Source organism: Acinetobacter corruptisaponis (assembly GCF_030053775.1).
In the GTDB taxonomy this organism is placed as follows: domain Bacteria; phylum Pseudomonadota; class Gammaproteobacteria; order Pseudomonadales; family Moraxellaceae; genus Acinetobacter; species Acinetobacter corruptisaponis.
Genome location: NZ_CP125669.1, coordinates 1,296,088 through 1,307,569, shown reverse-complemented (window position 1 = coordinate 1,307,569; position 11,482 = coordinate 1,296,088). Strand labels below are relative to the sequence as shown.

Below are 11,482 nucleotides of genomic sequence, written 5' to 3'. Positions count from 1 at the left end.
TCTTTTTTATAAAAAAAATTCTTTTTACCCCTTGAAGCCATTTTTTTTAACCCCACAAAAGTGGCATATCAAATTTTGTTATGGCGCTTTTGTCTTGTCATAACAATTTATCAAAAAAGACTAAGTCTGATGGAGTTAATTATGAGCAACATTCGTCCATTACATGATCGTGTTGTGATTCGTCGTGTAGAAGAAGAAACCAAAACTGCTGGCGGTATTTTACTTCCAGGTTCTGCTGCTGAAAAACCATCTCAGGGTGAAGTGATTGCAGTGGGCAATGGTCAGATCACTGACAATGGTGTGCGTGCTTTGGATGTTAAAGTTGGAGACAAAGTATTGTTTGGTACTTATGCGGGAACAACTGTAAAAGTAAACGGTGAAGAACTCTTGATTATGAAAGAGTCAGATATCTTGGCTGTGCTTGAAGGCTAATCGACACATAACTCACATTTATTATCAGATTAAGTATTTAAAAAGATTCGGAGTTTAATATGTCAGCTAAAGACGTAAAATTTGGTGATTCAGCTCGCTCAAAAATGATTGCAGGCGTAAACGTTCTTGCAGATGCGGTAAAAGTAACTTTAGGTCCTAAAGGCCGTAACGTTGTCATTGACCGTTCTTTTGGCGCACCGCACATTACTAAAGATGGTGTTACTGTTGCGAAAGAAATTTCATTAAAAGACAAGTTTGAAAACATGGGTGCTCAACTTGTTCGTGAAGTTTCCTCTAAAACCAATGACATTGCAGGTGACGGTACAACAACTGCAACTGTACTTGCTCAAGCGATTTTAAATGAAGGGATCAAGTCAGTAACTGCTGGTATGAACCCAATGGACTTGAAACGTGGTATCGACATCGCAGTGAGAACTGTGGTTGAAAATATCCGTACCAATGCTAAACCTGCTGATGATTTCAAGGCAATTGAACAAGTGGGTTCGATCTCTGCAAACTCTGACACCACTGTCGGTAAATTGATTGCGCAAGCAATGGAAAAAGTGGGTAAAGAAGGTGTGATCACTGTAGAAGAAGGTTCTGGCTTCGAAGACGCTTTAGACGTTGTGGAAGGTATGCAGTTCGATCGTGGTTATATCTCTCCATACTTCGCGAACAAGCAAGACACCTTAACTGCTGAACTGGAAAACCCGTTCATTCTTCTTGTTGATAAAAAAATTAGCAACATTCGTGAATTGATCACGGTATTGGAAGCGGTTGCTAAAACAGGTAAACCACTTCTCATCATTGCAGAAGATGTTGAAGGTGAAGCGCTTGCAACTTTAGTTGTAAACAACATGCGCGGTATTATCAAAGTATGTGCGGTTAAAGCACCTGGTTTTGGTGACCGTCGTAAAGCAATGCTTCAAGACATCGCGATCTTGACTGGCGCAACCGTGATTTCTGAAGAAGTGGGTATGTCTTTAGAGCAAGCTTCTCTTCAAGATTTAGGTACTGCACACAAAATCACTGTATCTAAAGAAAACACTGTGATTGTTGATGGTGCTGGCAATGCAGAGCAAATCGCTGAACGTGTTCAACAGATCCGTGCGCAAATCGAAGAGTCAACTTCTGAATACGACAAAGAAAAACTTCAGGAACGCGTTGCTAAATTAGCTGGCGGTGTGGCAGTCATCAAAATTGGTGCTGCAACTGAAGTTGAAATGAAAGAGAAGAAAGACCGTGTAGACGATGCACTTCATGCAACGCGTGCCGCAGTTGAGGAAGGTGTGGTTGCTGGTGGTGGTGTTGCGCTGGTACGTGCGGTTAATGCATTAGATGGCCTAAAAGGCGCGAATGAAGACCAAACAGCAGGTATCAACATTTTACGCCGTGCGATTGAAGCGCCACTTCGTCAGATCGTTGCCAATGCGGGTGATGAGCCATCTGTTGTAATCAACGCTGTTAAAGCGGGTGAGGGTAACTTCGGTTATAACGCTGCAACTGGCGAATATGGCGATATGCTGGAAATGGGTATTCTTGACCCTGCTAAAGTAACCCGTTCAGCACTTGAACATGCAGCTTCTGTTGCTGGCTTGATGTTGACGACTGAAGCAATGATTACTGATATCCCAGAAGATAAACCAGCTGTTCCAGATATGGGCGGAATGGGTAGTATGGGCGGAATGATGTAAACCGCTCATATATAGTTTAAATTATTGTAATTTAATAATATTTAAACAATATTTGTTAAGCTTACTCATAATGTTACTCACATTCGAGTTTGTTACAAAAAAGGTCACAAATTTTATTTGTGACCTTTTTAATTTTATAGATCTACTAGATCTCTTAAAAACTAAAGTCATCATATTAGATAAGAATTTAACTATTGGATGAATGAAAATATTGAAAAAATACGCCTGAGAAAAATCAGGCGTTTTTGACTTAGAACAACAGCTATTTCATTCTGACGTAAGAATGGAGTTTTCCTCATGAATAATACAGGAAAGGACATAGCTATTAAGCCAGTAATTTTTACGTCCATCTTTGATTGGTCTTGTCACGCGACCATTTTTAATTCGATCATATAGCTCCTTTTCTGAAATATTCATGCGCAAAGCGAATTCGGCAGTAGATACTCGACGTTCGGTATTAGTTAGGTCTATAGATACAGCCATTAAATATCTCCTTCAATAAAGTTTTAAGAGAAAACCTCTTAAAATAAAGGCTATCAGAATATTAAAAAAAAAGATGAGATATATGGAAAAAACTAAAAAAATATGAGATATATGCAGAAAATAAAAAAAGATGAGATATGTTTAAAAAATCAAAAAAAAGACTTATTTTTTTATTATGTCAGTAAATAATCTTTTGTTAGTTTTAGGTAATAACAACGTTGACTGCTTATCTCATTTAAAATAAATGAGATAAACGTATACTGCTTTATCTTTTAATCTATATTTCTATTTAAAAGGATTTTTAGGATCAGATAAAATCGCGTTTTTCTTGTCGTTAAAGTTTCTACCTTGCTCTGAAAATTTAAATTCTTTAGTTTCTGATTTTAAAAATAACTCTTTTCTAAAATAGTTTTTAATTTGATACAGCTCTATCATTTTAAGTGTAATATCAAGATAATTCATTTCAATATTTTGTGATTTAAAAAATGATATAAGCGCACTTCCAAGAAAAAATTTCTCATGATTCTCTTGCTTTCGATCTTTTATCTTTTGTTTTTCTTGTCTGTAAGAACTATGAAATGAATTTTTGATTTCATCATGTGCTTTTTGTTTTATTGAATCAGGAACTCTTCGATTGTAGTTTCTTAGCATTTTTAATGCTATTTTTAATCTTTCATCAGTCTGAGAAGAAGGATCTTCATATCCACTAAAAAAAACGATATCATTTTCAATATCAGAACGATCACCCTTTGCGATTGTGCAGATGGAGTCCATTAATTCTGCTAATCTGTTTAATTCCAAAATTTTGTGATATTTATTTTTTAATTTTCTTGTGTCTTCTTCTGTAAATTGATTTACAGTTTTCGATTGAATTAATTGTAGTATTAACTCATCTGAATGAGTACGTTTAGCTATCTGTTTTAAGTGTTTTTCGACTCTTAAAGTTATTTCATTCACTGTTAATTTCACTCTAGCCATTTTAAACCATATTTAATTAAGAAAATGTTGGTATATCACAGAGTCTTAAAAAAAATCGCCATATGTTGAGTTTTTCAAAAAATACTACTCTTCTGTTAATTTGAGCTGTTAATTTATGGCTGTTAATAGTGGGACAGATAAAAAATCTTTTTTGCGAATGCAAAAAAGATTTTTTATATCTCGTATCCGTGTCTTTTTAAATTTCGCTTCGCTCCCATTTAAAAAGACACTTCTCCTCGTGCTGCGCAGCCCTGTTAATTTTTAAGTCTATGATTATTAATGATTATAGGGTGTTACTCTTATGTGCTATCGGCGTTACTCATATTTTTAGTAGGTGTTACTCTTATTTAGTTGAACTGTTACATGTTTTTTATAAATATCTTATGTGTTTGTTTTTATTGGTAAAGATTGATATTTTTGTTTTTTTATCGTCTGTTACTCTTATTTTTAGGTTTTGTTACTCATGCAGTTTTATTGACTGTGTGTTTTTTGATCGAAATTTAAGTTTTTTTTATTTTTCTTCACGAAACGAATCATGAATTTTTAAAATTTTGTAGGATCCGATATTCCAATTAAATTAATATCGGAAGTAAAAATGTATTATTTTCATTTAAGTCACAACGTTAAAGGTAATAGTCAAATAAAATTGAGTGACGGTCACTCAAAGTATCGTCTATCAAAAAGTGCTTATCATTATATTACTCGTACTTTATATTTTTCTAAGCATAAGAGTGAGGTTGAGGAGCTTGAATATTGTGCTTCATATAATATGCCAGAATGGGTTGAGAGTCATCCTGAAAAATTCTGGTATGCGGCAGACCAATATACAAGTGTGACTAGACGAACATCATCCCACATTACAATTGCTTTACCAAAAGAATTGGATAAAAATCGCCGTATAGAATTATCTGAAATATTAATGCATGAATTTTGTGGTCAATATAAAATGCCATGTACAATTGCAATTCATAATCATGTAGCTGCGCTAGATGGACAGTCAGAACAACCACATTTACATTTATTATTTTCTGAAAAAAGTATGCTGGATAATATTCAACGTTCCCCAGAGCAGTTCTTTAAGCAATATCGTCAAAAAAATCCAGCTAAAGGTGGTGCATTAAAAATTACTGCGGATGTACTAGGATTTAGTCGTAATATATTATTTCACTACCGAACAAAAACTGAAAAAATAATAAATGAATTTTTAGAAAAATATGCGCCAACTAAGATTGTAGAAATTCATGGTCTTAAATTAGAAGTGAGCAGTGCAGTGTCATGTTTATCAAATGAAGATTATAATAAAAAATATGGAACTAAATTAAAGGATGTTCCTCAAATTCCTAGGCACTTACTGTATAGCACCGATCCTGAAGATCAAGACAAGGTAACTGAATCTAGAAATGAGATTCGGGAAATTCGTCAAAATAACCTGTGTGAACTCTATAAAAAAGAGTATGAGTTAACATTGGCTAAAAAACGTGAACTGGAAAATGCGAATACACATCATCGTGATCAATCGAAAAATTTAGATTATGACTTTTAATATACATAGATTAAAAAACCAAGGTCGGTTATCTCTGATGAGCCTGTTGAATGGATTTAATCAGTCTTTGTTTAACCTTTGATTTAATCAAATGATCCGTCTAGGCACTTTAATAGATGGATCATTTGAAATTGGTCTTCGTTCAATTTGACCTATTTCTTTAAATAATTTTCCATCTGCAATTGTTCAAGCGTGTGCCATTGGTAACGCTCATGTCCTGCAAAATTCTGTTTGATATATACAATATGTTGAAGAATCCGCTTTTGATATTTCAACATTTGTTGAATGCGTTGATCATCACAATCAATATCTACACGTTGCTGCCTGAGTGCTTGATAAAAGCGGCGGTAATTGAGATCCATATTTTTTAACGTTTCGTTTAATGCAAGAGGGTGGAGTGGTTGGCTTAATCCCTTTACTGAATAAGATTCAGGCGTTACAAAGTTGGGGCGTAGATGGGATTCTTTTGCCACTTTTAATGAGGGTTCAACTGTATTTGATTTAACCTTGATATTTTGAAATGCCTGTTGAATTGATTAACATGGATGATTGGACGGCTTGAACAGAGTTTCCCAAAGGTGGTGTGATTACGACTGAATCAGAAGAGGGAATTACTTCGTTAGGCAGATTATTTTGTCCGTTATTCATCGTGATGAGTTGTTTTAATTTCTTATAGTTAATCGTATAGAAATTGGTTTGTAGCCATTTATTTTGTGCCAATTTTTCAATGACTAAAATTCCAGCTTGCTTTAACTTTGCCACAATTCTTTTAATCGTTGATATGCTATACACACCAAGTGTGTTTTGCCATTGATCGTAGCTGTGAAACCAATACTTTTTTCCATTAAAAATTTTCCCTTCGTTATTTTCTAAACAGTAATGCAATTTCTGTAGAAAATTGGCGGCGGCTACGCCAAACGCTTTTGCAAGCGTTGGCGAAGCAATTAAAGGATAGTCTCCCGAAATCAGGAGATTGTTCTTATTAGCTTTGGACATAACCAGCTCCAAGCAGTACACGCTGTGCACGTTCAATCATCTTTTGGCGTTGATGTGTGCGGAATGCCCATAAAGAGGAGAGGTTGTTATTTTGATTAAGTTTTGCGACTTCAAGAATTTGTTCATCATTCATCTCACGCATACATTCACGAATGATTTGATGTGCTTGTTCAAGCTCTTTGAGCAAGGAATTTGCGGTGTCAACAGCAATATAAAGATTGGTGAGTGTCTGACGCTGAGGGTTTGAAATAGATTTACCGAGTTCAACAATCAGTTGAGAGGCTTGTTTTTTAGGTGTGCAAGTGTTTGCACCATGAAGAATTGCGTTCATAGCAGTAGTCCTAGATAAGTTTAATTACTTACCGCCATCATTTTCCTACGATGATGGTGGCAGCTTAACAGGAGTAGGAAATACTGAATCTAGGCTCAGCCAACCTTACGGTTGTCCTGTCAAACTGCCATAACGACTGCTAAACAGTAGACAAAAAAATAGCCGCAAGTGCGACATTTATTTGCACCTAGATAATATCAGGTTTCCTACGCCTGAACACAGATTTTGCTGTGTAGAATTAGCTTAGCTGGGTATACCTTAACCTGTCAACGATCCAATTCAATCTTTTTACATATCTTAACATTAAATAATTTATTGATTAACCTGAAGATATTTTAGGTTTCTGACGGCTAGGAAACTGGTTATCAGAAGTGTTAATGGACGATGGTCATTGTTCAATGTTTGTTCTTTTTCTTGCTTTTAGGGCTCATCTGAATAGGTCTTAGATGTGTTTAGGTCATAAACTCAGAGTGATTGCTCTTAATCATGAGCTGAATTCATGATCGATTTGTCAGTGCCTCAACAATGTTTAAGGCTTTCACTAATCTTTTCTAATATGAATGGGTTGAATCGGGATAACACCCATAGCTGTATTGGATAAGATCATAAAAGGATAAGTCCAATCTGAATCTTAGCTGATATGACTAATCCCATTTCATCAGTCCAAATATTTAAAGGTATGGTTGGGAGATTTATTGATTCATTTTATTGTTTTATTTTACTAAAGAAGAAAAGTTCATTTTAGCCCCATCCATGAAATCAAAATAAGCCAATCGAGTGGCTTAATTTGGCCTAATGGGAAAAATCAACCATTTAGATTAAATTCGTTTACTCCTCACTGATTGTCCAGAATTTAGTATTGCTAAAATTGACTAAAGCGCTGGATAAAATTAATATGGGCTCGCTGGCCTACATTGCCAGTCGGTTTTGACAGACCGTCCAACACAAGAACATTAAGGGACTTGTCCTTTAGTGTTTATCCCCTCGTGCCCCTCTGCGGTGGAACGGGAGGGGGACGTCTTCGGACGTGCTGGATTCTTGTGTTCCAGTCTGTCAACCCGCTCTCGTTCTGCCACCATTATTTGACAGTAATTGGTAGAACTTCTTTAACACAAGGAGCTTCTCATGCTGTATCTATCTTTTCAGATTTGTGCCTCGCCACCTGTTCAACTTTGTTGTGCTTTGCAACGGGGGCTAGACGGCTAACTATTATTATTCGTCTGTATTAAAAAACATTTTACAAGAACAATCCAATGGTGGATGGCTAAATCACGCCTATAAAAAATAGACTTTTTTATATCTGCTGCTGATTGTGAATTGCATTGAACATGCGGGAAACAACCATGACTGAATTAACTAAACCTAAAATCATTCCAATCGAAAACCGTCCTCAGAAATCCAAACTATTTTTAAAGTGTGTGGTCTTGCCAGTTGTGATCTTTCTCATTGTCGCCAAAATCTTTTCCTTTGGATGGTTTGGCTACTTTTTCTTTGGCTTTGACCTATTCTGGTTTGTGATCATCTACTACCTCTATGAATACGGAAATACCTACTTTGACGGGATGACCGAGCAACTGAAACGTCAGGGTGAAAGCTTTAATTATCAAAATCGTGGCGTCTGGATTAACAGTCAGGACAAAACCATCATTCTGTTTGATCAGCCTGATCAACGTCTCGTGAAATATCCTTTTGACTACATTACTTCTGTTGGACATTACAATCTGGTTGAAGATCGCTTTAGAACTACGACCACTGTGATCAGTAACCCAATGATGGGAACCCATGTTAACCAACAAGCCCATCGGACACCGATGAAACGAGAGTTTCAAGTCAATATAGGAACACGGGATCAATTTAAACCAAATTACAGCCTTAAAGTGCTGTTTCCTTGGCGTAGTCCAAAAATGGCCAGTGAAATCCGTCAATTATTATCCGCTGATCATTATCAATAACAACAATATAAAAATTTGAGGCAGTTAATCATGATGATTTCAAGATCGTTTATGCCATCTGTTTTAATGATGGCAATCAGCACCGTAATGGTCGGATGTGGTGGCGGTGGTTCGGGTGGAGATTCGAGTTCATCCAATGGAGGTGGAACGGGAAATCCAGATAATGGCAATCCCAAGCCCGTGACCTGTGCTGAAAGCCAATATCTGGAAGAGGGGGTATGTAAAAACAAGGCAGTACAGAATATTCAGGCATTCCCATTGAGTAACCTGATTCAAGGTCACAGCTATCCATTATCGCTGCAAACAGATCAAGGTCTGGCAGTGACGTTTAGCAGTAACACACCCAACATCTGTAGTGTAAGTGACGGTGAACTCAAAGCTTTAAATGTTGGTCAATGTACTCTGGCACTGACACAGCTGGGCACGGAAAAAGTTCTACCATTGAACAGCAGCATGACCGTCAATGTGACTTGTGCGGCGGAACAATATTTAGAAAAGAATGTGTGTGTGAATAAGCTCAAACAAACCATTACCCCGCTAAAAATTAAATACATCCTGACGGAGAGTATTTATTCACTAGAGGCTGAATCCAGTGCCAAACTTCCTGTCACGATTAGCAGTCTTTCTACTGTAACCTGTACTTATTCTAATGGTGAACTAAAGGGGATTAGTGCGGGTGTATGTACCCTTAAATTCACCCAAGAGGGGGATGCTAAAACACTGGCAGCAGAGAGTCAGAGCATCAGCTTTGATGTATTTAAAGCCTCATCTATGAGCGATGCTCCTGATATCAATAACTGTTATGCAGGCAAGCTCAGTGCAAAGTTTAGAACTGAGTTTTTAAATGAGCTCAATACGGTTCGTGCCTTGCATGGGCTGCCAAGTATTACATACGACTATGCCCGTGAAGATGAGATGATGCAGACGGCACTGATTCTTGCTACAAACAATATCCTGACCCATTACCCTGAAGTTAACACTAACTGCTATTCAGATATTGGTGCGGTGGGTGCAAGAACCAGTAGTCTGGAAATGGGGGTAAGACAGAATAAGAATGACTATTCACCTGCTGAAAGCATTACAAATATGGTGCATGACAAATTAAATCTGTTTGCAGGAGATGTAGGACATCGACTCTGGATGCTCAATCCTTTCTTACAAAAATCGGCGTATGGTTCAGTCAATGCGCCATCATTTAAGGATAGCCGATTCCCTTATGTGATCGGTACGTCCTACAAAGTAGTTTATCCCTTCGACAATCCAACCACTGCACCACTCGGTGTGGTTGCCTATCCCTACCACAACTATCCAGCCAAATATTATATGGCGGGTTCAATTCTCTCGATTTCAGTTTTAACCGATCAGAAGAATTTTTTTGCCAATCGTAATGTGGACTATGCCAAAGCCACTGTTGTTGTGACAGAACGAAGTAGTGGAGCTAAACAAAAGATCAGCAATATTCGTTATGAAAATATCGGAGTTCCTAATCATATTCAGTTTAACTTCGACGATTTAAAAAAGAACGTGATCTACGATGTCAAACTCAGCAATGTTCTGGTGAATGGTCAGCCTAAAGAATATTCCTATTGGTTTAACGTGAATGATAGGTAAATCCTCACAGCACATCTTACAGTGAGGCTTTATTGATAATGTGTTTTAACTAACAAAATCAAGAGTCAAATTAAATGAAAAAATTAATAGTCGCAGGATTATGTTTAAGTCTTTCAACGCTGGCTTGTGCAGGTATGAAAGAAAGTCTGGTAGGAAAGCGTCTAATCTTAGATCTTCCAGATATTGAATGTGCAGGATTGTCTTTTGCCAAAAATGGTAAAGATGCAGCAATGTATGCTGAAATGGGGCAATGCCAAGATCCTTTAGCACTGAGAGTGAGATGGCTAGATGACAAGACCTTTATTTTAATTGAGAAAGTACGAACGAAAAATATTTCTCCACCACGAAGCTATTTATATAGAGTCCAAAGCCTCAATCAGCATTACGTAAAGTTAACCGAAATATGGACAGGGTGGGGAGATTCAAAAGACAATACGTTAGGCTATTATTTTAAATAGCTTAAGCTGGGAGAGGCTGAATAGATGAAGCTAAAACGATAACTGGTCACAGGGTTTTTAAAAAATGAATTACTATGCAGAGGATCCCTTCTAGATAACTTAATCTAGGAGGCAATATGCAAAAGCTGAAATTTCAGTACCAACGACTTGTAAAAATCTATCCTAATGATGGTATCCGAAGAAGATATCCATACCACAACTATCCCGCAAAATATTATATGACAGGTCTAATCCTCTCGATTTCAATATTAACTGATCAAAAGAATTTCTTTGCCAATCATAATGTGGACTATGCCAAAGCCACTGTTGTTGTCGCTGAGCGTAGCAATGGGGCTAAACAGAAGATCAGCAATATCCGCTATGAAAATATTGGTGTTCCCAACCATATTCAGTTTAACTTTGATAATTTAAAATTGAACGTGATCTATATGGTGTCAAACTCAGCAATGTATTGATAAGTGGTCAGCCAAAGGAATATTCGTATAGGTTTAACGTGAATGATCAATAAGAATCAAATGAATTTTATGCCAAAGTGAAATAGGTAGTCTCATTTCATATCCTCCAATTTTTGGATGATACTAGCAATTGGAGGAAGAGCTTGGTGCTTATAATGAAGTTGATCGAAGAGGAGAGGTTATTGAATATTGAGCCAATTAGAAAAGATGATGATCTTACCAACACTTTTATTCGCTTAGAAAGCTTCTTTTCAGCATACAAAAGTATGTATGTGCAACTTATTATAATGCTGCCCAAGTAAATGGATAGTTTTTCAGATTTAGCGAATACACGTACCGCTTGTTCTTTGATTCCTGGATTGGGAGTATTGAACGATATTGGTACTAATTTAGTAAATCGATCTACTATAAATAGCTAAGTTATATTTTTAGAATAGCTAACTCTATCCATATTTTGAATTGAATGAGTAATCTAATTTTCAGAGAATAGGTTAGTTGATTCCTGTAATTTTTACATAGGGATTTTTATTGGAGATAAAGGTATGTCAT

At 36.6% G+C, this 11,482-nt stretch carries 9 protein-coding genes and 2 pseudogenes; 7 read left to right on the top strand and 4 right to left on the bottom strand.

The window, feature by feature from the left end; all coding sequences use genetic code 11:
• The first annotated feature begins 141 nt into the window (after positions 1–141).
• Positions 142–432, top strand: coding sequence for a co-chaperone GroES (locus tag QLH32_RS06380; protein ID WP_000065579.1), 291 nt, complete (start codon positions 142–144; stop codon positions 430–432).
• A gap of 59 nt (positions 433–491) precedes the next feature.
• On the top strand, positions 492–2,126 hold the full coding sequence (gene groL, locus QLH32_RS06375; RefSeq protein WP_283268722.1) for a chaperonin GroEL: 1,635 nt from the start codon (positions 492–494) through the stop codon (positions 2,124–2,126).
• 267 nt (positions 2,127–2,393) lie between these two features.
• On the opposite strand, the gene QLH32_RS06370 is transcribed toward groL, so the two are convergent.
• Both QLH32_RS06370 and QLH32_RS06365 read right to left on the bottom strand, forming a co-directional pair.
• The gene (locus QLH32_RS06370) at positions 2,394–2,609 is read right to left on the bottom strand and encodes a hypothetical protein (protein WP_283268721.1); all 216 of its coding nucleotides are present in this window, start codon (positions 2,607–2,609) and stop codon (positions 2,394–2,396) included.
• Between the two features lie 285 nt (positions 2,610–2,894).
• Positions 2,895–3,587 (bottom strand): hypothetical protein, encoded by a 693-nt coding sequence (locus QLH32_RS06365; RefSeq protein WP_283268719.1) that lies wholly within the window; start codon positions 3,585–3,587, stop codon positions 2,895–2,897.
• Positions 3,588–4,182: 595 nt separating this feature from the next.
• Between QLH32_RS06365 and QLH32_RS06360 the strand changes: the two genes are divergently transcribed.
• Positions 4,183–5,130 carry a MobA/MobL family protein gene (locus QLH32_RS06360; protein ID WP_283268717.1) on the top strand — a complete coding sequence of 316 codons (948 nt, stop codon included), beginning with the start codon at positions 4,183–4,185 and terminating at the stop codon, positions 5,128–5,130.
• A gap of 152 nt (positions 5,131–5,282) precedes the next feature.
• On the opposite strand, the pseudogene QLH32_RS06355 reads toward QLH32_RS06360, so the two are convergent.
• Both QLH32_RS06355 and QLH32_RS06350 read right to left on the bottom strand, forming a co-directional pair.
• Positions 5,283–6,126, bottom strand: a pseudogene (locus tag QLH32_RS06355) (hypothetical protein).
• Positions 6,113–6,457 (bottom strand): hypothetical protein, encoded by a 345-nt coding sequence (locus QLH32_RS06350; protein WP_283268716.1) that lies wholly within the window; start codon positions 6,455–6,457, stop codon positions 6,113–6,115. Before QLH32_RS06350 ends, QLH32_RS06355 begins: the two are co-directional and overlap by 14 nt.
• A 1,343-nt stretch (positions 6,458–7,800) precedes the next feature.
• Between QLH32_RS06350 and QLH32_RS06345 the strand changes: the two genes are divergently transcribed.
• From QLH32_RS06345 to QLH32_RS06330, 4 genes and pseudogenes are all read left to right on the top strand, one after another.
• Positions 7,801–8,409, top strand: a complete 609-nt coding sequence (locus tag QLH32_RS06345; protein WP_283268714.1) for a hypothetical protein — start codon at positions 7,801–7,803, stop codon at positions 8,407–8,409.
• Between the two features lie 30 nt (positions 8,410–8,439).
• The gene (locus QLH32_RS06340; RefSeq protein WP_283268713.1) at positions 8,440–10,020 is read left to right on the top strand and encodes a CAP domain-containing protein; all 1,581 of its coding nucleotides are present in this window, start codon (positions 8,440–8,442) and stop codon (positions 10,018–10,020) included.
• 74 nt (positions 10,021–10,094) lie between these two features.
• Complete coding sequence (locus QLH32_RS06335) at positions 10,095–10,478, top strand: hypothetical protein (RefSeq protein ID WP_283268712.1); 384 nt, start codon at positions 10,095–10,097, stop codon at positions 10,476–10,478.
• Positions 10,479–10,663: 185 nt separating this feature from the next.
• Positions 10,664–10,986, top strand: a pseudogene (locus QLH32_RS06330) (CAP domain-containing protein); the annotation flags it as partial.
• Positions 10,987–11,482: the final 496 nt, after the last annotated feature.

What these genes read in the sequence shown, in the direction of transcription:
- QLH32_RS06380 (WP_000065579.1), top strand. Translation starts at nt 142, where the DNA reads ATGAGCAACATTCGTCCATTACATGATCGTGTTGTGATTCGTCGTGTA.
- groL (WP_283268722.1), top strand. Translation starts at nt 492, where the DNA reads ATGTCAGCTAAAGACGTAAAATTTGGTGATTCAGCTCGCTCAAAAATG.
- QLH32_RS06370 (WP_283268721.1), bottom strand. Translation starts at nt 2,609, where the DNA reads ATGGCTGTATCTATAGACCTAACTAATACCGAACGTCGAGTATCTACT.
- QLH32_RS06365 (WP_283268719.1), bottom strand. Translation starts at nt 3,587, where the DNA reads ATGGCTAGAGTGAAATTAACAGTGAATGAAATAACTTTAAGAGTCGAA.
- QLH32_RS06360 (WP_283268717.1), top strand. Translation starts at nt 4,183, where the DNA reads ATGTATTATTTTCATTTAAGTCACAACGTTAAAGGTAATAGTCAAATA.
- QLH32_RS06350 (WP_283268716.1), bottom strand. Translation starts at nt 6,457, where the DNA reads ATGAACGCAATTCTTCATGGTGCAAACACTTGCACACCTAAAAAACAA.
- QLH32_RS06345 (WP_283268714.1), top strand. Translation starts at nt 7,801, where the DNA reads ATGACTGAATTAACTAAACCTAAAATCATTCCAATCGAAAACCGTCCT.
- QLH32_RS06340 (WP_283268713.1), top strand. Translation starts at nt 8,440, where the DNA reads ATGATGATTTCAAGATCGTTTATGCCATCTGTTTTAATGATGGCAATC.
- QLH32_RS06335 (WP_283268712.1), top strand. Translation starts at nt 10,095, where the DNA reads ATGAAAAAATTAATAGTCGCAGGATTATGTTTAAGTCTTTCAACGCTG.